The organism is Argonema galeatum A003/A1 (assembly GCF_023333595.1).
GTDB classification, from domain to species: domain Bacteria; phylum Cyanobacteriota; class Cyanobacteriia; order Cyanobacteriales; family Aerosakkonemataceae; genus Argonema; species Argonema galeatum.
Genome location: NZ_JAIQZM010000001.1, coordinates 451,685 through 477,739, shown reverse-complemented (window position 1 = coordinate 477,739; position 26,055 = coordinate 451,685). Strand labels below are relative to the sequence as shown.

General features: G+C 43.1%; 19 protein-coding genes and 1 CRISPR repeat array. Of the genes, 7 read left to right on the top strand and 12 right to left on the bottom strand.

All coding sequences use genetic code 11. From position 1 onward, the window contains the following. Positions 1-131 precede the first annotated feature (131 nt). From LAY41_RS02285 to LAY41_RS02275, 3 genes are all read left to right on the top strand, one after another. Positions 132-3,974: a type I polyketide synthase gene (locus LAY41_RS02285; RefSeq protein ID WP_249093635.1), complete on the top strand. Its 3,843-nt coding sequence runs from the start codon at positions 132-134 to the stop codon at positions 3,972-3,974. A gap of 320 nt (positions 3,975-4,294) precedes the next feature. After that, positions 4,295-4,708, top strand: coding sequence for a transposase (locus tag LAY41_RS02280; protein ID WP_249093634.1), 414 nt, complete (start codon positions 4,295-4,297; stop codon positions 4,706-4,708). Positions 4,709-4,989: 281 nt separating this feature from the next. Next, positions 4,990-6,024 carry an acetylserotonin O-methyltransferase gene (locus tag LAY41_RS02275; protein ID WP_249093633.1) on the top strand — a complete coding sequence of 345 codons (1,035 nt, stop codon included), beginning with the start codon at positions 4,990-4,992 and terminating at the stop codon, positions 6,022-6,024. An 80-nt stretch (positions 6,025-6,104) separates the two neighbouring features. On the opposite strand, the gene LAY41_RS02270 is transcribed toward LAY41_RS02275, so the two are convergent. The 5 genes from LAY41_RS02270 to cas10 are packed head-to-tail and all read right to left on the bottom strand — an operon-like array spanning position 6,105 to position 13,407. Further along, positions 6,105-7,820: an RAMP superfamily CRISPR-associated protein gene (locus tag LAY41_RS02270; protein ID WP_249093632.1), complete on the bottom strand. Its 1,716-nt coding sequence runs from the start codon at positions 7,818-7,820 to the stop codon at positions 6,105-6,107. Further along, positions 7,820-8,410 (bottom strand): hypothetical protein, encoded by a 591-nt coding sequence (locus tag LAY41_RS02265; RefSeq protein WP_249093630.1) that lies wholly within the window; start codon positions 8,408-8,410, stop codon positions 7,820-7,822. Before LAY41_RS02265 ends, LAY41_RS02270 begins: the two co-directional genes overlap by 1 nt. 2 nt (positions 8,411-8,412) lie before the next feature. Beyond that, positions 8,413-9,312 carry a type III-B CRISPR module RAMP protein Cmr4 gene (gene cmr4, locus LAY41_RS02260; RefSeq protein WP_249093628.1) on the bottom strand — a complete coding sequence of 300 codons (900 nt, stop codon included), beginning with the start codon at positions 9,310-9,312 and terminating at the stop codon, positions 8,413-8,415. Positions 9,313-9,317: 5 nt separating this feature from the next. Continuing rightward, on the bottom strand, positions 9,318-10,424 hold the full coding sequence (locus tag LAY41_RS02255; protein ID WP_249093626.1) for a type III-B CRISPR module-associated Cmr3 family protein: 1,107 nt from the start codon (positions 10,422-10,424) through the stop codon (positions 9,318-9,320). After that, positions 10,411-13,407 (bottom strand): type III-B CRISPR-associated protein Cas10/Cmr2, encoded by a 2,997-nt coding sequence (cas10, locus tag LAY41_RS02250; RefSeq protein ID WP_249093623.1) that lies wholly within the window; start codon positions 13,405-13,407, stop codon positions 10,411-10,413. The genes LAY41_RS02255 and cas10 overlap by 14 nt, the downstream gene beginning before the upstream one ends. Before the next feature lie 333 nt (positions 13,408-13,740). Between cas10 and LAY41_RS32530 the strand changes: the two genes are divergently transcribed. Together LAY41_RS32530 and LAY41_RS02245 are read left to right on the top strand one after the other, a co-directional pair. After that, positions 13,741-13,899 (top strand): hypothetical protein, encoded by a 159-nt coding sequence (locus LAY41_RS32530; protein ID WP_338022917.1) that lies wholly within the window; start codon positions 13,741-13,743, stop codon positions 13,897-13,899. A gap of 83 nt (positions 13,900-13,982) precedes the next feature. Beyond that, a complete protein-coding gene (locus tag LAY41_RS02245) occupies positions 13,983-14,552 on the top strand; it encodes a FliH/SctL family protein (RefSeq protein WP_338022916.1) in 570 nt (189 codons plus the stop codon). A 69-nt stretch (positions 14,553-14,621) separates the two neighbouring features. Further along, positions 14,622-16,099: direct repeats of the CRISPR family, unit length 36 nt; unit sequence GTTTCCATTCAACTAATTTCCCTAGCGAGTAGGGAG. A 185-nt stretch (positions 16,100-16,284) separates the two neighbouring features. Here the strand turns inward: LAY41_RS02245 and cas2 are convergent. From cas2 to LAY41_RS02220, 5 genes are all read right to left on the bottom strand, one after another. After that, on the bottom strand, positions 16,285-16,539 hold the full coding sequence (gene cas2, locus LAY41_RS02240) for a CRISPR-associated endonuclease Cas2 (RefSeq protein WP_338022922.1): 255 nt from the start codon (positions 16,537-16,539) through the stop codon (positions 16,285-16,287). A 19-nt stretch (positions 16,540-16,558) separates the two neighbouring features. After that, positions 16,559-17,776 carry an RNA-guided endonuclease InsQ/TnpB family protein gene (locus LAY41_RS02235; protein WP_249093622.1) on the bottom strand — a complete coding sequence of 406 codons (1,218 nt, stop codon included), beginning with the start codon at positions 17,774-17,776 and terminating at the stop codon, positions 16,559-16,561. Positions 17,777-18,014: 238 nt separating this feature from the next. Continuing rightward, the gene (cas1, locus tag LAY41_RS02230) at positions 18,015-19,007 is read right to left on the bottom strand and encodes a CRISPR-associated endonuclease Cas1 (RefSeq protein WP_249093620.1); all 993 of its coding nucleotides are present in this window, start codon (positions 19,005-19,007) and stop codon (positions 18,015-18,017) included. A 156-nt stretch (positions 19,008-19,163) separates the two neighbouring features. Next, on the bottom strand, positions 19,164-19,439 hold the full coding sequence (csx18, locus tag LAY41_RS02225) for a CRISPR-associated protein Csx18 (protein WP_249093619.1): 276 nt from the start codon (positions 19,437-19,439) through the stop codon (positions 19,164-19,166). Between the two features lie 164 nt (positions 19,440-19,603). Then, positions 19,604-21,175 (bottom strand): hypothetical protein, encoded by a 1,572-nt coding sequence (locus tag LAY41_RS02220; protein ID WP_249093617.1) that lies wholly within the window; start codon positions 21,173-21,175, stop codon positions 19,604-19,606. Positions 21,176-21,362: 187 nt separating this feature from the next. Here LAY41_RS02220 and LAY41_RS02215 point away from each other — a divergent pair, with 187 nt between their 5' ends. Then, the gene (locus LAY41_RS02215; protein ID WP_249093615.1) at positions 21,363-22,538 is read left to right on the top strand and encodes a helix-turn-helix transcriptional regulator; all 1,176 of its coding nucleotides are present in this window, start codon (positions 21,363-21,365) and stop codon (positions 22,536-22,538) included. A gap of 48 nt (positions 22,539-22,586) precedes the next feature. On the opposite strand, the gene LAY41_RS02210 is transcribed toward LAY41_RS02215, so the two are convergent. Further along, positions 22,587-22,808, bottom strand: a complete 222-nt coding sequence (locus tag LAY41_RS02210) for a hypothetical protein (protein ID WP_249093613.1) — start codon at positions 22,806-22,808, stop codon at positions 22,587-22,589. A gap of 30 nt (positions 22,809-22,838) precedes the next feature. On the opposite strand from LAY41_RS02210, the gene LAY41_RS02205 reads away from it, so the two are divergent. After that, positions 22,839-25,385 (top strand): glycogen/starch/alpha-glucan phosphorylase, encoded by a 2,547-nt coding sequence (locus tag LAY41_RS02205; protein WP_249093611.1) that lies wholly within the window; start codon positions 22,839-22,841, stop codon positions 25,383-25,385. Positions 25,386-25,467: 82 nt separating this feature from the next. Here LAY41_RS02205 and LAY41_RS02200 read toward each other — a convergent pair whose 3' ends face one another. Beyond that, entirely contained in the window at positions 25,468-26,037 is a 570-nt protein-coding gene (locus tag LAY41_RS02200) for a Uma2 family endonuclease (RefSeq protein WP_249093609.1), read from the bottom strand. Positions 26,038-26,055: the final 18 nt, after the last annotated feature.

Here is a 26,055-nt window from a genome sequence, read left to right as displayed (position 1 = left end):
CGATCGCAAGGTACACTTGTTGCGCTTGTGTGCTCAAAGAGGGCTAAAGCCCAACTACGTACCTCCCAAATTCTGCGCTTGCGATCGCCACAGAAAATAGTCCGAAGTATTGTTACAAGGAAAGAATAAAAATGGATAAATCTGAAACTTCCGACTCTATAGAAGGTATCGCGATCGTCGGCATGGCTGGTCGCTTTCCAGGGGCTAAAAATGTTGATGAGTTTTGGCAAAACCTACGCGATGGTGTGGAATCTATTTCTTTCTTCTCTGAAGAAGAACTGAAATTTTCAGGCATTGACGAGTCAGTATTGCGCGATCCAAACTATGTACAAGCAAGAGCGGTATTGGATGATATTGAGTTGTTTGATGCTGCATTTTTTGGGTTTAATCCTAGAGAAGCTGAAATCACAGATCCACAACATCGCTTTTTCTTGGAGTTGGCTTGGGAGGCGGTAGAAAATGCTGGCTATAACTCGGAAACTTATGAAGGTTCGATTGGGGTTTACGCGGGTGCAGGAAGTTTCAATACTTATTTCTTGAATAACCTTTATCCGAACCGTCAGCTTAGAGAATCCGTTGGAGATTTCCAACTTGCGATCGCGAATGAGAAAGATTTTCTGTCAACTCGCGTTTCTTACAAATTAAACTTGAAAGGGCCGAGTATTACTGTCCAAACAGCCTGTTCTACTTCATTGGTTGCTATCAGCATGGCTTGCCAAAGCTTGCTGAATTATCAATGCGATATGGCTTTGGCTGGTGGCGTTTCTATAGGCGTTAACCAAAAAACAGGATATTTTTATAAAGAGGGAATGATTCTTTCTCCCGACGGACATTGTAGAGCTTTTGATGCTAAGGCGCAGGGGACTGTTAGCGGTAGCGGTGTGGGAATTGTGGTTTTGAAAAGATTAGAGGATGCGATCGCAGACGGAGATTATATCCATGCGGTAATCAAAGGTTGTGCGCTCAATAATGATGGTGCTTTCAAAATTGGCTACACGGCTCCCAGTATAGATGGTCAAGCGCAAGCGATCGCAGATGCTCTAGCACTAGCAGAAGTTCACCCTGACACTATCAGCTATATAGAAGCTCACGGAACTGGAACACCCCTCGGCGATCCGATAGAAATTGCCGCGCTTACGCAAGCTTTTTCCGCCGAAACTAAGAAAAAAGGCTTTTGTGCGATCGGTTCCGCCAAAACTAATATCGGACATTTGGATACTGCTGCTGGTGTCACTGGCTTAATCAAAACTGTCCAGGCTCTTAAACACCAATTAATACCACCTAGCCTGCATTTTGAACAGCCTAATCCTAAGATTGATTTTGCTAATAGTCCCTTTTATGTTAACACTAAACTTTCCGAATGGAAAGCAGGTAAAACACCCCGTCGTGCTGGGGTTAGTTCCTTTGGGATTGGTGGAACTAATGCTCATGTAGTTCTTGAAGAAGCACCTAGCGTAGAAAAATCTGGAGAATCCAGACCATCACAATTGCTAGTTTTATCGGCAAAAACTAGCTCTGCACTTGATAGTGCAACTGTAAATTTGGCGGAATATTTAAAGCAAAATCCAGATGTAACCCTGGCTGATGTTGCTTACACCATGCAAGTTGGTAGAAGAGCTTTCAGCCATCGACGGATAGTGGTTTGTAATAATATTGAAGAGGGCGCGATTTCGCTGGAAAATCTCGATTCAAAACGAGTTTTTACCAACTTCCAAGAGTCCAAAAATCACTCTGTCGTCTTTATGTTTTCAGGACAGGGTTCGCAGTACATCAATATGAGCTTGGAACTCTACCAAGTTGAACCAACATTTCGCGAACAAATCGATTTATGTTCGGAAATTCTCAAACCTCATTTGGGAATTGACCTGCGCCACGTACTTTATCCCAGCGAATCAGAAGCAGAAGCGGCGACAAATCAACTAAAACAGACTGCAATTACACAGCCAGCACTTTTTGCGATCGAGTACTCTTTAGCTAAATTGTGGATGTCTTGGGGAGTGCATCCCAAAGCGATGATTGGTCATAGCATTGGTGAATATGTAGCAGCTTGTTTGGCTGGTGTTTTTTCCTTGGAAGATGGCTTATCCTTGGTAGCTGCACGAGGTAAATTAATGCAACAACTGCCGAGTGGTTCCATGCTTGCAGTTCCACTTCCAGAACAGCAAGTGCAACCATTTATGGGCAATAAACTCGACATAGCTGTGATTAATGGAGCATCTATGAGCGTGGTTTCAGGTACTACTGATGCCATAGATGAATTGCAACAAAAGCTACTTGAAAAAGGTGTCGAGTGTCGCCGATTGCACACCTCCCATGCCTTCCATTCACAGATGATGGAGCCAATTTTAGAACCCTTCACTGAACAGGTGAAAAAAGTTAAGCTGAAATCGCCTAAAATTCCCTATTTGTCGAACGTTACTGGTAATTGGATTACAGCGACGGAGGCGACAAGTCCGAGTTATTATGCTCAACATCTGCGGCAAACAGTAAGGTTTGCAGACGGCTTACAACAGCTATTAATAGACAAAAATCAAATATTGCTAGAAGTGGGGCCGGGACGCACATTAAACACGCTAGCCAAACAGCATCCAAATAAAGTAGCCGAACAGATTGTACTTTCTTCATTACGCCATCCGCAAGACCAAAATTCAGATGTAGCTTTCTTACTTACTACCTTGGGTAAGCTCTGGTTAGGAGGAGTACAAATAGATTGGTCTAAATTTTATGCTGATGAGCAGCGTTATCGTCTCCCATTGCCAACCTATCCGTTTGAGCGCCAACGTTACTGGATTGAAGCACCAGGAATCGAGCAACCGATTAAAACTGCATCTTTACCAGATGAAAATTCCCAACCAGTAGATTCAACACCACATCACTCTCGACCGAATTTACACAATACCTATATTGCTCCTAGAGATGAGATTGAGCAAACTATTGCTAGTATCTGGCAAGAATTTCTCGGTATTGAGCAAGTAGGAATTCATGATGACTTTTTTGACTTAGGTGGAGACTCATTACTCGCAGTTCAACTAATAACTAAATTAAACGAAACACTGCATAAGTCTTTGTCTCCCCATAGCCTATTGCAATCATCGACTATTGCAGCTTTGGCTGAATTAATTAAAAATAATTCCGACTTGTCGGAGAGTGATGATCGGCAAGCCCAACAAGCTTCTGAGCCATTGTTAGTGGAGATTCAGCGCGGTACTTTTAAACAACCTTTGTTCTTAGTTCATCCGGTAGGGGGCCATGTTTACATTTATCGGGATTTAGCACGTTATCTAGGTTCAGATCGGCCTGTTTTCGGAATACAAGCGCACGTCTCAGATCAAGAAACAGAGTCTTTTACTAAAGTTGAGGAAATGGCTGCCCGCTATATCGAAGCAGTGCGCGTTCAACAACCTAAAGGCCCCTATTTTTTGGGTGGTTCTTCCTTTGGAGGCACTGTTGCTTTTGAGATGGCGCAGCAACTCAAGGCGCTAGGTGAAGAGATAGCATTACTAACTTTAATAGATACTCCTGGCCCTGGTCAAATGCCTGTTTTGGCGATGGAAGATGATACAGCTATTCTAGTTTATTTGCTGGGTGTTGGTTTCAGTCTTTCTCTTTCTTTTGATGTCCTTCAAAAGCTCGATCCCGATGAGCAACTTGTTTACTTTTTGGAGCAAGTAAAGATTGCGAATAGGGTAGTTCCTCCTGATTTTGGATTACCTCAGATTCGCCAGTTTCTTCATCTATTTAAAGTACACGCTCAGGCGATGCGGAATTATATACCTCGAATTTATCCGGGTCGAATTATATTTTTTCGTGCTATCGAACAAAATGAAGTTAATCCTAAAAATCCAGAATTGCCCTGGATTGAGGTTGCTGTTGGAGGTATAGAAGTAAAAGAAGTGCCGGGAAATCATATTACTATGAATTACCCCCCTCATGTTCAGGTTATGGCTGAACAACTTAAAGGATACCTTGATTAGGTAAGTAGTTGGGCTAAAGCCCTCTGAGGGCATCAAGCTGGTACGTAGTTGGGCTAAAGCCCTCAGAGGGCTTTAGCCCAACTACGTATAGCTTGGGACTAGGGGCTAAGATTGCTAGGGGCTAGGGTAAGAAGGGGGTATAATCAAGAGATTGAGGAATTAAGAATGTCCTAACCGCCCTGGCGGTTGCTATACCTTTTAAGAGGGCTAAAGCCCAACTACTTACCTTACCTTTTAAGAGGGCTGAAGCCCAACTACTTACCTTACCTTTTAAGAGGGCTGAAGCCCAACTACTTACCTTTATGTATGAATATCGGAAATTGACACTAGAAGAACGGGTGCAACTTGTCAATCAAAGGTTGGCTAAGGGATATCCTGCTCATTCTCCACCTCATCCAGTGCAAGATTCTGAATTTTACCATCTTACAGTTAGTTGTTTTGAGCATAAATCTCGTATTAACACTCAGGATCGCCGTCATCAACTTTTAGATATAATTTTTGATAAGTTTATTTCAGATGGTATAGAAATTAATGCTTGGGTGGTTTTACCAAATCATTATCATCTCTTAGTACATCATGTTAATATGTCACAATTAAGTGTACTCTTTCGTTCGATTCACGGCCTGTTAGCTCGACAATGGAATCTTGAGGATAATCTTACAGGTAAAGTATGGCATTCGTTTAGCGATCGCGCTATGCGTTCGGAAAGACATTATTATACAACCATTAATTAGATCCATTACAATCCTGTCAAACATAGCTGGGCAAAATCTCCTTATGATTGGTCAGCGAGTAGCGTACATTGGTATTTAGAGTATCATGGAAGAGAGTGGCTAAGAAGTGCATGGGTAGAATATCCGGTAAGAGATTATGGAAAAGGATGGGATGATTAAGGTACGTAGTTGGGCTTGGGCGCATAAGAGGGCTAAAGCCCAACTACTTACTTTTTAAGAGGGCTAAAGCCCAACTACTTACTTCTGCAATTTTTAAATAGATGATTTTTTAAGGACATCGTATGACTTTATATTCAGAAAATGCCCAAACCGAAGGTGAAACTTCATCGTCAGTGCTACTAGAAATGATGTATGGGTATCAAAAATCGCAGGCCATTTTTGTGGCCACTAAACTGGGAATTGCAGATATTCTCAGTAACGGTTCTAAGACTGCTGATGAACTTGCCGAAGCTACTGGGGTAGATTCTCGTAGTATTTATCACCTGATGCGTATGCTGGTAAGCGTTGGTGTGTTTTCTGCGGAAAATAATAATAAGTTTCAATTAAATAATCTTGGCAAACATCTTTTAACTGGAACTTCTGATTCTTTACGGGGTACAGTTATGGCAATGGGTGATGAACTGTATCAAGCATGGGGTAATTTACTGCACGGGATAAAAACAGGACAAACTGCATTTGAATCTACTTTTAAAATGAGTTTATATAGTTATTTGAAGCAGAATTATGAGGCTAGTGTAAATTTTAATGAGTGGATGAAGGAGACGACAAGGGAGTGGCTGCTTCCAGTTCTTGAAGTTTATGATTTTTCAGAAGTTAAGACGCTTGTGGATGTTGGAGGGGGGATTGGAACGCTAACGGCTGTTATTCTTAAGGCGAATCCGAAGATGCAAGCCATTTTATTCGATCGCGAAGATGTTGTTGTCGGTGCGGATAAGGTTTTGGAAGTGGCGGGGGTTGCGGATAGGTGTCAAATAGTGGGAGGAAGCTTTTTTGATTCGGTTCCCTCTGGTGGCGATCTTTACTTACTCTCTCGCGTCCTCCTCAATTGGGACGATACTCATGCTATTACAATTCTTAAGAACTGCTACCAAGCTATGACAGCTAAAGATAGGCTGATAATTGTTGATTTTATGTTGCCTCAAGGCAAAATGTCGCCCTTTATTGGTATGGGTAGCTTAACTTTGTTTCTTCTTGGTGGTAATTTTATGCGTACAGAGGATGAGTTTTATAATTTGCTTTCATCAGCAGGGTTCAAAGTGACTAATACGATCGAAACGAAAGGGCCAGTAAGTGCGATCGAGGCGCAACCTGCATAACACATCTCCAAAACCTGTCAAAGCGCCTCACTCAGGTTACATTACATGAGTAATTGATAGCGATCGATCTATTCTTGTTCTCATGGTTGCACTCCAAATAGGCGAACAGCACCAGGGATTTGGACGAGGTCATTGAGAAAGCTCGATCGCAAATGACTAGAATTAGGTGTTTGTCCACCCATAAACAAGCAAACAACTTCTTGACAATTTGTATTTTGTTCCTTATTAGGAATATTCACCCGCTTAATGCTCACCCAAGAGCAATGAGCATTGCCTCCACCCGCCGCATTACCGCCTACATCAATTTTTCTCTTATACTTTAAGTCGTAAATTAAATTCATACCGCACCCACGAGTATCAGTAGGATTAGTTATGCTCCATTGAAAATCTTGTCGGTCTAATGGCTCTTGACATGGTTCAGGAACGAGATAAATAGCACAAGTTGTTGGCGAAAAAACTTCTGCTGTCGGATTATTTCCCAGAGCGTATCTATCAGACCATTGAAGTTGAACAGCACTTTGCCAATCTTGATAAAGTTTTTGCCAATCTGAAGGATTACAAGCTATTCCGTACAGTTTAACTTGATATTCATTACTATCCGGTTTTCTAATCTTGTGCGTTAAACTTAAATAAGTTCCTCTGGCGGCAGACCTACCGTTGTTATTCATAACGAAAATATGCAAAGGTCTGCGCCAACCTCTACCTACACCACCAACCATCACGGCAAATTTGACTATGGGCAAAACAATTTTGTTGAAAATATCTTTGGGTGCGCTAATTTTTAAATGACCTTTCCAGGTATAAAAACGTGGCTGATTTCCAGAAACTTCACCCCAAGTTTTTTCTTTAATCATTTCCAAACGCACGCATCCTTTGCGACTTTTTCCATCTCCTGCATCCAAAGTGCCGAACAGTTCTCCTAAAGTTTTTTGGGCGTTTTGTTGAGACATTACTCCCAAGAGAAACCGTAAAACCCAAGAGCGTAACCATCCTCGCCAATGGGCGGGGCGCAAATCTGGAGAGTTGGGATCTGCACCGTAGCATCCCTGACTGTAGAGGATAAAATCAAATTGCTTTACAGGATAGTTAGGGTCAATAATTGGTTTAGATAAGTTAGCAGTTTTAATCGCACCATATCCAGAAGCAGTGCGACTGCCAACTCCATATAAACTAAGTGCTTGTTGCACCCATTCCCATACTTCTTCAACCTCTGTTTCTGTAACTTTACCGGGAATACCCCGAATCGCAACAGTTACATTTATAGGTTTCTCACCGTTGCCTAGCGTATAGAAAGATAGGGGCTTACTTTGCCGTTGATGATAAACTTGAAAATGCTCTTGCGGGTTAACGATATCTAATGTTAACTTCGTTGCTATTTCAGGCCAAGCATCCAAAAATTCAATCTTTCCAGGCGTAATGTTTTCCTTATCTTGAAACCCTAATATTTCAAGCATTCTTGGCTTAATTTCAGGTCTTTGTTTTGCCCAAGTTCTTACCAATCCTCGAATGGAAGACCCTGGAATATATCCGTTCAGTGGTAGCACTGATAAGAAATCCCAGTTCTTACCTACATTACGTTTATCTTCTGGTCTTCCGTTATTTAGTTTCCACGCACCGCAAGGTTCACCCGCAGAAACAATCGTTTCTAAATCTGGGTGAGGAAAAGAACCGACTTTGGCTCGCCACTGGATAGTAAATGTGCTTTTTTTAAACAAGCCTTTGTATTTTTCTGCCTGTTGCGATCGCATTTCGTGCTGTTTTTCCAACAGTTCAATTAATCGATTTCCAGAATACATTAATCCTCCTGATAGGCTCTTGCCCAAAAATTCCATTGATTGGATAAATTAAGAGATTTTCGCCAACTTGCCATGTACTCAGATGGTCGCTCGTTAGCCATTTTGACTACTTCTTTCATTAACTCTCTTGCCATCTCATTTGGAGCTTCTATTTCCATCAGTTTGCGAGTACCGGGTGGATTAATTTCATCACTCATTTGCCCTAATAACACTCGCCATACTGGAAAGGTTCTTTTACGAGTTTCGTTATTTTCCTGTGCATTGGACTGATTGAGATAACCTACTGCCGAAAGTAAACCAAATACTCGCAGGTGCTGAGATAGTCGCAAAACAGCATTCAAGTCATTTTTATCTACATTTGACTTGTGGCTAATCTCCAGATATTTCTGAATGTGGTGATGAGCATCTAAACTGATTTGTTCTGGCTTTATCCTGCTAGGTTCGGAAGGTGCGATCGCTTCTTGTAACGCAGGTGTAGAATTTGGCATACTATTAGGCTTGATAAGATTGCCATTTTGTCCTGCTGGTGATTGATTGGGAGGATTCGATCGAGAGGTAGGAAATTGAGACGATTTGTGTTTCTTAGACATGATTAAACTCCTACTGGCGTTGCGGTGGACTCGGATACAGCGGGTTGAAAGGTGTTATCGCTAACCCAACTTTGCACCCAACCTCTTCCTACATTTGCTTGTCCACCAACTTGCAATAAGCCTTGAAGGACTTCCATCATTAAATCGTGTTTAGACGAAGTAACGGGGTTTTCTTTTAGTAAGCGGTAGCCCCAGGTAAAATACAAAATTGTATCTCTGGGAATGCAAACATCCGTCCAAAATCCTTCGGCAGAACCTGCTTGATTTGCTCCTTTTGTTTCATCCTGAATTTTGTTGCGAATTTGCGTCCAGAGTGAATGTTCCATTAAAACTTGGAAATCTGCATCCGGTAGGACAATTTGATTTTGTTCCCAAGTTGGTTTTACGGAATCTTGTAGTGAAGAAGGCCAGTTTTCAGAAAGTGCGATCGCCTGTTTTTGTTGGTCAGACATAGCGGATACTTCAATCTGTGCATCTGCTACAACGTAAGTACCCGCACGAGTTCCCACTGGTCGATTTGGAAAAGTAACAAATTGTTTGCCAGAAGCGATCGCACGATCTCTAATTAAAGAGTTACAACTTACCCAAGTGAAAATATCAGTACCGCCTCTTAAAGACATGGTTCGCATGGGAATCCACAACAAGCGCGCATCGCCAAACCAAACTTGATGCACCCCCATTTGACCTTGTGCATCTAATTCTCTACCAAATAGAATATCTGCTGCATTAGCATCCAGCAATTTCACTTCATCTCTCAAGCTACCTCGAAAGGATGAACCTGGCACATAAGGGAAATTTGTATGCACTTCACGGGCAATTTCTAAAATATTGCCTAAGTCGCCTTCTCCACCGCAGTGAATCGGTGCGAGACTGTAAAGATAACCAATCCGAAAGTCTTTCATTTTCATTACTCCTTGTAAGAAATCCACAACAATTCTGAATAACCGAGTTGTCGCCAACGGTTAGCTTTCTCTGTCTTATTGTCCTGAAACAAATTTTGCGGTTGTTCCAAGTAATAAATACTTCCAGAAGGTGCGGCAAATACTTGCGGCGCGGGAATACTATTATTTTCTTTAGAAATCAGGCGACAACTAATTGGAACTGCCCTATCTGTTGCCACGGCTACTAATTGCCCTTTTGTTTGATTCCCATTAGTAGTTTCGGCTAATTTCCACTCCCAAGGCCATGCTTGACAAATGGATTTGTTATCATCGTGGAGGCGTTCAAATACTCCCGGTGTGATGAGGTAGGCAAGGGATTTTCCTCTTTTTTCAATATTCTTTTCTGATAACTCTTGCAAATCCTCCCACTGTTTGCCTAAACGATCGCATCGTTGCAATATCGCCCGATGTCCTTCGCCACCCAGTCGCAGCGTTGTGGGGGTGTCAATTTCTCGATCGGCCCCGATTGCTAAACTCCAATTCGGTTTTAGCCTAATCGCATTCTCGACAAAGTAACCATCGGCATCTTTAACTTGGCGCGTACCTTCTAAAAGGGCGTTGTGTGGACGAGTTTCGATCGCCCAAGGTTGGTCTTCGCCGTCTACTTCAATTTCCCAATCTTCTAGGCTAATTTTTCCGCTGTCTAGATATTTCTTAACTACATTATAAGGCAAAAATTGCCGATATTTGGAATTTTTTTGGTCAAAATCCTCTTCATTTTTACAATCTTTATCTTTTTGGTAGGGACGTGATAATGGGCATGGTTGTTGTTCATCCCATAAAACATGATTTAGGGGCGATTCTGCATTCCATTTTAAGTTTAAGGGAATTAAAGGGGTTGTACCGACAAATCCCAAGGGTCGAGGAAAGTATAAAGTTTGTTGGTTGTAACAGAAAAAAGGGCCTCGAATTTGGAAGTTTATTTTGTCGCCTAAAAGTTGTCGCAATGCACCTGCGATCGCATGACCGTTGGGTGGGAAAACGCTGCCAGCCCATGCCCTCTCGCCTGGGGTAAATGGTTTGGCATCCCTAAATAATAAGACATCGAGCGGAATAATATTATACCAGAACATTGACTTTTTCCCAAATCTTTATATTACGATTTCGTAAGGTAAAAGCAGCAATTTTCAGCCAGTTTTGAATCTCTCGGTCTAAATTTTCTGGGAGAGTTGTATCCCATAAAGTATTGATTAATTTTGCTAATTGTTGTTGGAATTTATCGCGAAGTTCATCATCGCCTTTGAAGAAATTGCGACGGCTACAAAATGCTTTTGCCCAAGGTAGAATCGCGCTGCTAACTGGTGCGGGGTGTTGAGTCCAAAGTTGGGCTGCTTGTTCAAAAATAGCTGGTTCTAAATCATCTATTACTGTTAGCAGTTCTTTCCACTGTTGGAAAGTATCGAATTTGGCGGTAGCTTTCAAAATGTTGCCATTGCTGTAGAGGATGCGGATTTGAACGGCATCTTTATATTTACCATCTGGAGACAGATGTTTTTTCGCACCTTCTTTCTCCGCTTCCCACATATTTTCTAAAGCGATCGCTAGGGGAACAGCTTGATTCGCAATTACAATGCCAAAGCTAATTGTTGCCTTAGTTCCCATCGTGAATAACGGTCTATCCACTAAATCTTCGGGTAATTTTCCATCTTTCCATCGCCAATAATCTCCCTCATTATTAAATTCATTTTGGGTGTCTTTATCTCCTCGGAAACATTGGCGAATATCCCATAACCAATTATCCCATTCCCAGAGATTTGTGTAAGCCAAAACATCGTCACCGCCGCTATAAATTAACCTTCCGGCATAACGTTCTTCTGTCAGATAAGGAACCAATTTATTGGAAAAGTCTAATAAGGCGCGACTGAGGGCGCTGTGCGTTGATGGCCCCATGCGTTTAGACAAATCTAAAAACTTCTGAAAAGTTTCTCCTTTGGTAGCTAAATTTGAGGCAATATATTGACGGTAGGGTTTCATTTTTTCCCCTTTCAACCATTCACTCATCCCGTCGCCATCGCCTGCGGCTAGTACGTACCAATCGGCTGGATTATTATTGGGATAGTAGGTATCTATTACTTGTTGAACGTTTTGCCGATATTCGGTTTTTATTTTATTGATTTCTTGGGTAATTTCGGAGATGATTACCGGGTCTTTTTCGGTTTTTAAGCTTTTTTGTAAGGCGGTGATTTCGGGAGTTTCGGCATCTTCTACTAACCAACCAGCATTTAACAAGCGCGGATGATATTTTTTCGGTGTATTGTCGTTATCTATCCAAGGAATACCCCACTTACTTCTCATATCGGCGAGCGCATTTTTCGCCCAATCAAATTTTTCCAGGATATCTTGACAAGCGGTGTCGAAATTTTGCTGATGGTTGATATCCTCAGCGTTAACTTTCAAATATCCCGCCACACCTGCGGTTAAGTCAGGGTAAGAAGCGGCAATTTTATCCTCTTCTATTCCTAATAATTCGGGTAAGATTTCTTCTAAAGTTCGTTTAACGGTTTCGGTAGCATTTAATTGTTCTCTACCATCAAATAAACCAGCTTGTTGCTGCCAATATTTTTTCGTTTCCGCTTCCGTTATCCAGTCCGCGCCGGGATGGACAACTGGCCCTAAACCCGATATAGTAGAACGAGGGCCGAAAGCAGTGGGAATTTGCCAAGTACGAGCATTTTTGACGGCGGCTAAGGCGAAGCGGGTTTGGTCGAAAATTTTTGGCCACCAGGAACCAACGTTAACGCTGAATTTTCTGCCTTGTCTCTCTAAACGTTGTTGATATGCTTCGCGAAGAAAGGCGATTTCATCATCGTGAAATAGGTTATCTTTGGGGTTGGGAATGTAAGCTTGATTTTGGGCGTCTAGCCAAGGTTGAAATTCGGACTCCCTTTCTTTTGGAATGGCTGCATTTTTCAGTTCTTCCCCTTCTTTACCGATGGGGACTGCACTCCAATAGCTTTGCCATTGGGCGTTTAGCCAATTAAACCAGGTGCTACTATTGGGTTGTAAATCTGGCATCCATTTTTTTTCATTTTGCAATTCGTCGAAAACTAATTTACCTAAGTTGTGCCAAGTTTCTTTCACTGTTTGTTTGGCAGTTTGCATGGCATCGGCTACCTTATCTTTTGGTAGCACTAATACGAGGACGTTGGGAAATCCGGCGGTGAGGAGAGAACGGGATGTTGGTGTTTCTATCCAATGTTGGAATTCGGGATATTTTTGCAATAACCACAAGTCGATTAAGGGCTGTTGGTACAAACTGGGATATATTAAAGTATCGGGGCCGTATTGCATTGCCAGTTTCCAACTAACGGCTGCGGAAATATAATGTAATAGCCAAGAACCTGCCCAAAAATCGCGTGTTTTGCGACTGGCTTTGATGAGTTCTTGCACTGGGGTGAAGCTGAAGGTGGCAAGATAGGGATGGGATAAGGTTTTGTCGGATGGCCACTTTTTCTCGATGTCGGCGGGTGTGAGATGGTATCCTGCTAAGGCACCTGCTAAGGCGGCGGTGATGCTGGCGTGACTCCAGATGGAACTGTCGGGAAGGCGGGTTTCGGCTGGCATTAGCAGGAGGGTGTTATCCTGTAGTTGCTGACAAGCTGCTTCTGGTAAGCAACGCCATAACCACCAAAATAAGCGTTTGATATCGGTTTTAGTGATATCTGGGATTGCGTGGAGGAGTTTGGTTTCTTGTGTTTGCAGGTAGTTTTTGCGATCGCCTATAATTTCCTCATGCTGCTTTACTTTCCAGCGCAGTTTTTCCCCGGATAGCAGGTGGGAAATTTCCAAACCGTTTTTACCATAGTTGATACTAGCGGTGACGCAGCCGATCGCACCTCTGTCGCTAGCCGACGCGATATAATCTGCCAAGTGGATATGTTTGAGAATTGTCTTACCCGACTCTTCTGGATTCGCACCTTTTTCCCTCCACTCTCGCATCACTTCTAATTCTTGCCAGAAGCTATTGCCGCCACGTCCGCTATTATCGTGTAAGGCTTTCAATGCGGGATCGTGTAGTAAGCCCCAAATTTTCGCTTGCCAGTATGCTTGCGACACAGGTTCTATCCTTATATAGTGGTTTTGCGGTGGGCTATCGAAGATCGATCGAGTGCAGCCGTCTCTCACTCTCCTTGTATTGCAGTGTATCAAGCATTATGCCAAAAAAGCCAGAGTAAGTAAATATCCATATTTTTTTAATCTGAGGTCTTAAAGCTGGTGCTGGTGAGGTTTTCCGGTGATATGGTGAGTTTTGATTGATTATTTGCTTTGGCTTGACAATTTAGTGCGATCGCGCTACGCAGAAAAGAAACCCGGTTTCTGGGCTAACTATTATAATTGACTTAAGCAATTCCTCAATTCCTCAATCAAAAATCAAAAATCAAAAATTGAATGACTGTATTTCCTTACGACCAATTTGCTAAAGACTATCTGAAAGAATTGTTATCACCGTTGGGAGAGGTAGAAACAAGTCGTAATATTGCTGGTGAAGTTCGGGAAATCGAAATAATACCCGTGTTGAGGAGACAGATTTACCTCATCTGTGGATAATTTGTCCCACTGCATCAGACTTCCTATTGGCAGGTTTTGGAGCTAAACTCGATCTAGATAACTGGGTTAGCGGGGTTTATTTTTTGCCTGCACATTGGAAAGGGGCAATTGTGGTTGTTCACCAATTACCGCCAACGCCAGAAACACTTTGGTTACGAATTTTAGGCAAAGGGAGAGTGCAGCAACAAGCGATTGATGAATTGGCGGCACTTCCAGAAAATGACCCGTTACGGGGTGTGGCGTTGGAGTTGTTAAGTAACCTCAAGACTATATTAGAGGTAAAGCAAAATTTAGAACCAGAGGAGCGAGATTTAATTATGCGTTTGTCACCACTTTACGAGCAACGTTTAGCTGAAGCTACTCAGCAAGGTATCGAGCAAGGTATCGAGCAAGGTATCGAGCGCGGTATCGAACGCGGTATTGAGCGCGGTATTGAGCGCGGTATTGGGCAAGGTATTGAGCGGGGTATTGGGCAAGGACAGCGAATTTTTGTGGAAAATTTGTTGAGGGCGAAATTTGGGGAATTGGATGAGGAACTAACAGCAATTATTGAGCCTTTGTTGGCATTGCCGCTAGCAAATTCAACGGCTTTGTTGTTGCAATTGTCTAATTTATCCCGTGCGGAATTGTTGGCTAGGTTTAATGTTTTATAGGCTCGTCAAAAGTTACCTGTGGGTTCAGAAACCCGGTTTCTTGAAGAAACCGGGTTTCTCTGTTCTGTTGTTTCCATTCAACTAATTTCCCTAGCGAGTAGGGAGTATAGGCGTTTCCTTCATAACGCTTTGCAAGCGTATCGTCAAACTAGCTTGTTTCCATTCAACTAATTTCCCTAGCGAGTAGGGAGAGCCCGGAAATACTGTAAAACTTGCCTGGAATGGATGTTTCCATTCAACTAATTTCCCTAGCGAGTAGGGAGTTTGAGATGAAGGCCACTGCAAAACAAGACCTGATAAATAAGTTTCCATTCAACTAATTTCCCTAGCGAGTAGGGAGATGGGTGTGTAAATACGAACCCACATTTAAAGGGTTATGGTAGTTTCCATTCAACTAATTTCCCTAGCGAGTAGGGAGGCTTAGGAATTTTATCTTTGCGGATATCCCAAGAAGAGGTTTCCATTCAACTAATTTCCCTAGCGAGTAGGGAGGATGGAAAAGCCTCCCATTCAACTTTTGGGATTAAAGGTTTCCATTCAACTAATTTCCCTAGCGAGTAGGGAGTTGCCGTCAAGCCCAAACCCAATAACTTCGATGCTAAGTTTCCATTCAACTAATTTCCCTAGCGAGTAGGGAGGCTTTTAAGGTCTTTAAGGGGAAATTTAACCCTTGTAGGTTTCCATTCAACTAATTTCCCTAGCGAGTAGGGAGATTTGCTCAACGGGCTTTCAGATCCCGATCGGGGGAAGTTTCCATTCAACTAATTTCCCTAGCGAGTAGGGAGTCCCTAGAGTTGCTATCGAGCCTATTACAACAGGTAGAAGCGCGTTTCCATTCAACTAATTTCCCTAGCGAGTAGGGAGGCAAGCTGCTGAGCGCCCACCACCACCCGCCGAGGGTTTCCATTCAACTAATTTCCCTAGCGAGTAGGGAGCAAAGATTTCAAGTAGGAACCAAAGTTAAGATCCTTCTTCCGTTTCCATTCAACTAATTTCCCTAGCGAGTAGGGAGATATCTTTTCTTCATCTCCGCCACCATCCCTTCTAAGGGTTTCCATTCAACTAATTTCCCTAGCGAGTAGGGAGCATACTGGGTGGCGACCCATACATTGATGAGTGTGGAAAGTTTCCATTCAACTAATTTCCCTAGCGAGTAGGGAGATCAAAAAACAACCCTCTTAGTTCGCTGTTTTTGTCACAGTTTCCATTCAACTAATTTCCCTAGCGAGTAGGGAGGCTGCAATCAAAGCAATTGAGCATTTCCTCCCCGAATTGTTTCCATTCAACTAATTTCCCTAGCGAGTAGGGAGAAGTGGAAATTAAAATCACCGTCAATGGCGAAATCACGCTACTAGAGTTTCCATTCAACTAATTTCCCTAGCGAGTAGGGAGTCATCAAAGTCTCTAAAGCGGAAACACGAATGGCTGATGAAGTTTCCATTCAACTAATTTCCCTAGCGAGTAGGGATGAAGATCAAAACCGATATCTATCAGTAGCTAAAGCTGACGAAGTTTCCATTCAACTAATTTCCCTAGCGAGTAGGGAGGGCTGCTTCTGAAACCCTGACCTGGCCTAATGTCCAGAAGGCATTTGCGAAGCTCAGTTAATCCTACCACAAAACCAGACAACCTCGCCTTGGGAAAATCCCCCAAACCCTTACCCAGCACAGCTGCGAGGCTCGCAACGAAACAGCGTCAATCCAGCCATTTTTCCTCAGCCTCGCAACCAAACCTAAATAATCACCGACCCAGGCAACTCAGTCACAGACGGCCCAACGCCCCAAGTTTCCACCTGTCCCAAAGTATGCCCAGACAAAGGATAAAATCGCACATTATCCTCCTCCAGCTTTACCCTTTCCCTCAATCTTTCCCGCAATTCCTCATATTTACTAGAAGACAGCACACATTCAAACACCGAATATTGCACCCGCCGTCCGTACCCCTCCAACAAATCCGACACTTTGTTTCGTCGCTTATCGCAAGGAATATCTTGACACTCCCCAGCCCTAAAGGGACGGGGATTCTTGCTTAAACGAGCAATCTTGCTTAAACGCTGTTTCCAGATTTAAGTAGAGGATCATCTCTCCACAAGCGTTAATTTCGGTATGCCCTACCGTATTTGAAACATAACCAAGCAATCTTAATGCCTTAATTAAAATATTAATTGCGGCATTTTCATCCCTATCTAAAACAACTCCACATTTACAAACGTGGGTGCGAATAGATAGGGATTTTTTCACAATCTGCCCACAACCCGAACAATTCTGACTGGTGAAATGAGGCGGAACAGCTACAACAATTTTGCCAAATTTAAGTGCAAAATATTCTAGCCATTCCCTAAATTGTGACCAAGCGGCATCGCTAATTGACTTAGCTAAATGATGATTTTTTACCATGTTTCGCACCTTTAAGTCCTCCACCGCCACGATGTCATTAGACATCACTACGCATCTTGCTAATTTCACAGCAAAATCTTTACGCTGGCGTGAGACTTTTAAATGCGTTCTACCTAAACGGTTAATAGCTTTCTTTCTATTATTTGAGCCTTTAACCTTTTGAGAAACTTGACGTTGTGCTTTCTTTAATTTCTTCTCCGACTTTCTTAGAAATCGTGGGTTGTCAACCTTCTCACCTTGGCTATCAGTATAGAAATGGTTCAATCCCACATCTATACCAATTGCTCTACCCGTAGGTTGTAAAGTCTGTTTAACTTCTACTTGGATACAGAATTGACAATAATAGCCATCGGCTTTTTTAACCAGTCTTACTCGTTGAATTTGTTCAACTTGGTAAAAGTGTAGGTCGTAAGTGCCGACGAGTTTAACACTACCAATCCCTTTTTTATCAGTAAAAGTTATCCTCTTCCTGTCCTCAGAAAGCTTCCATCCTGACTTTTTATATTCCACAGAACGTTGATTCTTCTTGAATCTAGGGAATCCTTTTTTACCTGCAATCTTCTTTTTGCAGTTCTCAAAGAATCTATTAATCCCTGACCAACAACGTTCGGCAGAAGATTGTCTAGCCGTCGAATTAAGTTCATTCGCAAAGGGAAATTCTTTAGCTAATACCGCCGTATAAGCACTTAAGTCATATTTGTTTATGCCTTTATTATCCATCCAGAAACGCAAACATTTGTTTCTGATGAATTGCGATGTGCGTATCGCATCATCAACGGCTTGATATTGCTGTTCTTTTCCTTTGAGTTTGAACTCGTAGACTATCATGTTTCGACCTTTGTTGCCTATCCTTAATCTGACATGGACAGCGTAAAATTAATAGCTTTAGTAACAAAATGTAATATTTGACTGCGGTTAAAACCGCGAATCGCTTGCATCCCCACGTCTAAAGCCGGGGGCTTTAGCTCGTTTTTCGGTAAACTACAACGTAAAGAAGCATAGAAGAAAGTCAAAAGTCACTCATTCAAAAGTCAAAAGTCAAAAAAAAAAGACTTTTGACTTTCACTCATCGAATTTGATAAGGCTTATAACCCACAACCGGATTGTAAACAAACTGCTTATAAGCCTTCACCTGTTGAGTCAACAAATCCCACTTAGGTTGCTTCCCACCTTCATCAGTCTCTATTTCTTCCTCCATTCGCTGCAAAAAAGCCTTCAAATACTTACGCCTACCACCATCATTCAAAAAACACCCCCCATCCCCATAGAAAAAATCCTCATTTGCATCAATCATCCGCCGATTCACCAAATACAGCACCAAAGAATCAACAATTGCAGCCCGAAACTCCTCCACCAAATCAGAAGCAAGCGCCGCATGGCGTTCCGTACCCTGATGCAAACAAGCTTGATAGGCGTCAAGTCCCTGCAATTCAATCAACGCCAACAAGTGATTCCATAACACCTGATAACCAAAACTCAACATCGCATTCACCGGATTTCCCGGCGGACGACGGGAACGCGCCAAAAATACAAACTCTGCATTCTCCAAACATTCCGCAAAAGCCGAAAAATAACTAGCCGCACCCGCACCTTCATATCCCATCAACCGTTCCAGAGTTTCCGCTGACCCAGCTTTCCCAATCAAATATTCTAAACTTTGAATTGCAAAAGCAATCGTTTCCGTACCCCGGCGTCGTTGTTGTCGTTGCAAGATAACTCGACTATTTTTCAACTTAGCTTTCACAATCTCTCTCGCCACCACCAACCGTTGCGGAAAATCCAATTGCTGCTGATAGCGAGACAACTGCCGATATCCCCGTTCGATAGGTAAAATTCTCCCATAACAGTAGCCCATCCGCGACAAATAAGCAATCGGAATATTGCGCCACAAACAAGCACGAATAGCTTGAGTAGTCACCTGAGATTTACCGAAAATCAGCACTTGTTCCAGCAAAGGTAACTGTACCTCTCCCAGAATATTGTCTTTTTGTTTAACTACCAACATTTCTTGTGCTAGCGAAACATAGCAACCTTGTTGCGATACGTAAAGAGTCAGCATTATTTTCGATTTAAACTAATTCAATCTGCTAATTATTCTTAGGTACGTAGTTGCGCTTTAGCGCTCTTATGAGAACTAGGATAAGAGCGCTGAAGCGCAACAACGTACCTGCTCTTATGAGAACTAGGATAAGAGCGCTGAAGCGCAACAACGTACCTATTGAATATTGCTGCTATCGGCATCTCGTTGCCGAATCTCAGCTTTATTCGCCCGATTTAACAACTCCGCCTCCTGAGTTTGCGGCGTTAAGTAACCCACAATTCTATCAGCAGCCGTCGCCGTCACAAAGCTAAATAACATCACCAAGAGCGTATTGATAATCACAGCAACTAAACCCAAAGGTGCAATCAGCAAAATGATTAAAGTAATGCTGCCATTTACCACAGATACAGACAAATTACGCACGAAAGCAGAACGAGAAGAGAGATACATAAATCCTCCTTGGTAATTTAGGTTATTTCGTGTTAAATATGCGGTCGTAGGGACACGGCATAATTAAATCTTGGTATGATCGACATATTGATGACGCCGTGCTACTACAATAATGTTCATTTATGGAACATTAGCAGGCCGGATTCCGAAAGACCCCTAATTTCTCAACTTTTTGCCGATTCATCGCTCAAAACTTTTAATCCCCAATCGTAAAGCGATCGCAACAATGTTTTGTTTGGTATCTTCCAACTAGAACGACAAACTCCTTTGAGAAGATCCATCATCAACTTCAAAATTTCCCCAGAATCAGAATTTATCTTCACCGGAAAACCTTTATCTGCCCAAAGCGATCGCAATTGCCCCAAAGTCACCGCTTCCGCTTTGTGAATAATATCGTTTCGCCTGACCCGAATTGCCGTAAACAGTTGCCAAAAATTGTCCGATTTGGTATAATTCTCCATAGTCAACCAACCATACATTAACTGACTGAAACTCGGATCGGAACCCCGGTCACTCTCAATCCGAACCCAACCTTTACTTAACCAATCTTCCTGCTGACAGCGCAGATACAGCAACCGTTCCAGCGTTTGAGCGAATTGCACGAAAGCACCAGTATAATTCTCCCGCCGTAACGCCAACTCGATTAAAAACACGCTTTCCCACCCTTGGGCAAACTCATCTTTCCGCAAAAAGAGCAAGCGATCGCGCCAACCATTAATCTCCTCCCCCGTCGCCAAACCATTCAACGCCTTAGAACGCAACCAACCAGTTTCAAAATTCTTATCTTGCAGAAACTTGGCAATCTCCCAATTAGTAGAGAGTGACAAATATCCCGCCAACTGATATAATACCTTGTGACGACTTTGATGCGCCTTCAACCAAAGCTGCGCCTCCAAAAAATCACCCCTTTCCCAAGCAGAAATCACCCGCAAACGTTCCAAAGGCCAAAAATACTCGCTCACAGGCATAAAATCATAAATTTGAGCCGTACAAGCAGAAGAATTCCCATCAGCAACTTCTCGGTAAAGCGGTTGCGGTTCGATCGGGGTAGCATTTATTACCTGACATTGCCGCACCAAAGCTGCCGCACAAATTTCCAACCCTTCTGCGATCGCCGGAACAGCCCCCTTATTCTCAATAACCAGGACAAACTGTTCCGCCTCATCCGCAGGCATCCCCTTCATACCCTCCAAAGCCAAAGGTAAAATAAAACCTTCCAACTCTTGACGAATCGCCTCCCGATTGTTAGCATTAACAACGGGATGCAAAACATCCACCTTTACGCCTTTCCAAGTAGCTTCAATCTTCCCCTTCATCAACTCTGCCAACCAGAGAGTATCAGCACGCCGATAATTCCAAGCAACAGTTTCCGGTTGATCGGTCGCCCACAGAATCACCTGTTTCAAACCTTTAGCAACGCAATCGGCTATAATCTTGTCATCCAACAAAAGCTCAACAGCGCTAAAATCGTCACCCAGCCATTCCCGACAATGCTCCCAGTAGCGCTGGCCCAAATCCCGCACACTCCAGAGATAGCGCTGGTTATCCTCGTAAAAACCGCGATCGATCCCCAGTTCCCGGTATAATTCGTTAATATGACCCGGATGACCGCGATCGCCATCCGCACCGAAGCAACGCACCACCCCATTATGCGATCGCCAACCTACCTGACGAGTACCAACCGAAATAATTAAAGTATCGACGCGATTTAGTTCCAGTTGCGTGCTAGTCTGCATATAATTTTGTCAGCCAATAGGCGATCGAACTTATCCTTCATCGAAGTTAACAGCACTTATCCCAGAAATACTATAAACTTACAATATCCATCCAATTAAATCGAATAGCCCACAATGCGCGTGCTGGGCTAAATTCCATAACTTTGAGAACAGGCGATCGATATCGGCTTTTACTTGACATCTGCACATGGCCAAAAAACCCACCCCGCACCCCTACTCAGACCAACAAACATTCGATCGGCTAATGCTGCTCATTGCCACCCTCATCCAATACCCCGGCGTCGGCTGTAAAGAGGAAGATGAATCGCCAGCAGATGGACATCACGACGCTCTAGAACAAGTGCAGAATAGCTTACAGCAAGTTGCCCGCGACCTCAATATAGAACTTCCCAACTATTCCATCCCCACCATCCGCAAAGACTTAGAAACCTTGCGACGTTACGGAATACTCGATCGGCGGATGTATCGCCAAGGATATTATCTCGGCACTGGGGCTATGAGTCGATCCGAATTGCGAGTAGCTTTTGTTGCCTTAGCTTCTGCTGCCAAATATCAAGGCAACCCCCAAACGAGACGCATTTATCAAACACTCAACAAACGACTGCGGGGATTAGATTTAGAACTAAAAGGTCAATTCTTTTATCCGATCAGAGAACATCTCAATCGAGCCATCAATTATACTGACCCCGAAGAAATGATGGCTAAAGGTAAGAACCGCAATAATTTATTTCACCAGCTAGATGCAGTCGAACAAGCAATCTGTGAAGGTCAGGCGATCGAAATTTCTCGGCACAGCGACCCCTACCAGCGCGGTAACATCGGCCTTATACAAGTTTGGCCGTTACAATTAATTTATTATGACATTGCCTGGTATATTATTTATGAATACTGCTCAAACAATCACTTAGCGATCGGACGGGTAAATCGGTTTAAAAATTATTGTCAAATTATCACCGCTTCTGGACGCGGTTTAGCCGCACAGCAGCAAAGTTTAATCAAAGCTCATAAACTCTTGGAAAATGGCTGGGGTCTATACTTGGGCGAATTCGATGAACAGAAGGCTGAATTAGAGGGAAAATTGACATTAGAAAAAATCAAGGTGCGTTTTTTTCCAGCCGTAATACCTTTTATCTTAGAAGGCGAACGTCGTCATCCCCGTCAAAAAGTCGATCCATTCCCAAAAGATAGCTCTATAGAAGATCTAACCCATGTCAATTATACAATCGAATTGCCTCCTCGTTCTCTCAAAGAATTTAGCCTTTGGGTTTATCGGCACATGGAAAATGCCCAAGTAATATCGCCGACTGAGTTGGTAGAGAAACATCGCCAAGCAGCTCTAGCTTTGGTCGATCGATACAGTTAGTTCAAGCAAGTTTTTTCTATACTTTGCGCCGCCTGCGATTGACATTTTTCACATTTTTCGTTTATGGTTCATTGCATGGGTGCGGTCAAAAGTAGTTGGTTGAGAAGAAGAATCTTCCTTTTCCCCTCCATCCAACTGTTTTTGACCTTGCGGCGGGTCAAACATCCGTTTAGCTGAGGTATAAACCGTTACCGAAAAAAAGACGTAAATCGAGGGAGAATAGGATCTGAGATTGATTTTCAATTCCCGAATTTCTATGCTCGCAGCCAAAATCTAAAATCCTAAAGGATATCTACAGCTATGCAAACTGTACCAAATCCAGCCTTTGAATGTAAGCCGATTATACAGGTAGAAGACGATCGCACCGGGTTGAGTCTCGAAACGCTCAAGCGGGGGTTCTTAGATAACCTTTTCTATCTGCAAGGTAAGTTTCCCGGCATTGCCACGAAAAACGATTGCTACATGGCATTAGCATACACGGTACGCGATCGCTTATTCAAACGCTGGATCGACACTGCCCAAACTTACACAATAAACAGTTCGCGGACAGTGTGTTATCTTTCAGCCGAATTCCTCATGGGGCCCCACCTGGGCAACAACCTGATCAACCTGGGTATCTACGACCAAGTTAAACAAGCCATTGAAGAATTGGGACTCGACCTCGATCAATTACTCGAACAAGAAGAAGAACCAGGACTCGGCAACGGCGGTTTGGGGCGGTTAGCTGCCTGCTACCTCGACTCAATGGCAACCTTAGAGATTCCCTCTCTAGGTTATGGCATCCGCTACGAATTTGGCATCTTTGAGCAAAAAATCCAAGATGGCTGGCAAGTCGAAATCACCGACAAATGGCTGCGCTACGGTAATCCCTGGGATGTAGCCCGTCCAGAATGGGCAGTAGAAGTCAAACTCGGCGGTCATACAGAAGTATATCTTGACGAGCGATCGCGCTACCGAGTCCGCTGGATTCCCTTCCAAGTTGTTAAAGGCATACCCTACGACACACCAATTTTAGGATACAAAGTCAATACTGCCAACACATTAAGATTGTGGGCAGCCGAAGCACCCGAATCCTTCGATTTTGACGCCTTTAACTCTGGCGATTATGTCAAAGCCGTTCAAGCAAAGATGACCTCGGAAAATCTCTCCAAAGTCCTCTACCCCAACGACAATCTTTCCCAAGGTAAAAAATTGCGGCTGGCGCAGCAAATCTTTTTCGTCTCTTGTTCTCTGCAAGACATGATTCGGATTATGGAAGGGCAAAAGATTGCACTGGAAAAATTTCCAGAAAAATTTGTCATTCAACTGAATGATACCCATCCTTCCATCGCCGTTGCAGAACTCATGCGGTTGCTAATCGATGAACACGGAATGGAATGGGAACAAGCTTGGGACATCACTACCCATACTTTCGCTTACACCAACCATACCTTATTACCAGAAGCCTTAGAAAGATGGCCTCTCAGCTTGTTTAGTGAATTATTGCCCCGACACCTCGAACTCATTTACGAAATTAACAGCCGTTTCCTCGACGATGTTCGCATCAAGTATCCCGATAATTTGGATCGAGTCGGGCGAATGTCGCTAATTGACGAAAGCGGCGAACGCTACATCCGCATGGCAAATTTAGCTTGTGTGGGTAGCTTTGCCATTAATGGAGTCGCAGCACTACACACTGAACTACTCAAAAAAGATGTCTTGCACGACTTCTATGAAATGTATCCAGAGAAGTTCAACAACAAGACAAATGGGATCACCCCGCGCCGCTTTATTGTCTTGAGCAATCCCCAACTGTCCGAACTTATTGACAGCAAAATTGGAGATGGCTGGGTCAAGAATTTGGATGAACTTCGCCAGTTAGAAGCTTTTGCTGAAGATCCAGAATTTCGCTCTAAATTCCGGCATATCAAGCAATCAATCAAGCAAGATTTGGCTAACTATATCAAAGCGAAAAGCAACATAGAAGTAAATGCAAATTCACTGTTTGATATTCACGCCAAACGCTTCCATGAATACAAGCGGCAGCACTTAAATGCGCTGCACATTATTACCTTGTACAACCGAATCAAGGCCAATCCTGGACTTGATATTACGCCCAGAACCTTCCTATTTGGTGGCAAAGCAGCCCCCGGATATTACATTGCCAAGTTGATTATTAAGCTAATCAATTCGATCGGGGATGTAGTGAATCGCGATCCAGATGTCAGAGGACGGTTGAAAGTTGTCTTCCTAGAAGATTACAGCGTTAAGTTTGCCCAACGAGTTTATCCTGCGGCAGATTTATCCGAACAAGTTTCGACGGCAGGAAAGGAAGCGTCTGGAACGGGTAACATGAAATTTGCCTTGAATGGGGCGCTAACTATCGGCACGTTGGATGGTGCTAATGTTGAAATCCGTGAAGAGGTGGGGGCAGAAAACTTCTTTTTATTCGGATTAACGGAAGAAGAAGTAAATGCCAAAAAAGCTCACGGGTACGATCCGATGTATTATTACAATACCGATCCCGAATTGAAATTGGCGATCGATCGCATTTCGTCTGGTTTCTTCTCCCACGGCGATCCAAATTTGTTTAAACCTTTGTTGGATACCCTGTTGTATCACGATGAATATATGCTCTTGGCAGACTATCGCTCTTATATAGAATGCCAAGAACTGGTCAGTCAAGCTTATCTAGATGTGGAAAACTGGACTCGGATGACAATTCTAAATGTGGCGAGGATGGGGAAATTCTCTTCCGATCGTTCGATTTGGGATTATTGTCAAGACATTTGGAAGATTCAACCTATCAAGATTGAATTAGGACAATATGCCCAGGCAGATGTCAATCAATTGAAGATCAGTTTTTAGATTAAGTAGGGTGCGTCAGAAGCTTAAAATTAGGGCTTGTCGCCTAACATTATCCTGTCTGACGCACTGTACAGACTTTACTTCAATAACGATCTAAATTCAAAGTAAATGCAGGTAACACATCTTCACCGGATAATTCAGTTGGGAGATTTCGCACTTCCACCTCTTGTCCCAACCGATAAATTTCGACTTGTTGCTCTTGCGGATTAATTAACCATCCCAATCTTACGCCAGCATTGAGGTATTCCCGCATCTTCGATCGCAACATTTTTAGCTCATCCGTTGCTGACCTCAACTCTATGACAAAATCTGGTGCAATAGGAGGAAATTTGCGTCTTTGTTCTGGGGTGAGTTCTTCCCAAAGTGACTGCTGAATCCAAGCAGCATCTGGCGAGCGATCGCCTCCATTCGGTAACTTAAAAACTGTAGACGAACTGAAAGTATAACCGAGTTTTGTTTGACGATTCCAAATTACCAAATCGGCATTCAAATCCGATTCCCGATTACCACTTTCTCCCCCGACGGGTGACATAACAATTAATTCTCCCTGTACAGAGCGTTCAAACTTCATTTCGCGGTTATTCTGACACAGCTGGTAAAATTGCTCGTCTGTCAGATGAACGGTGTCCAGATTTAATGTCAAGGAACTCATGCCGGTAAACCGTATAAG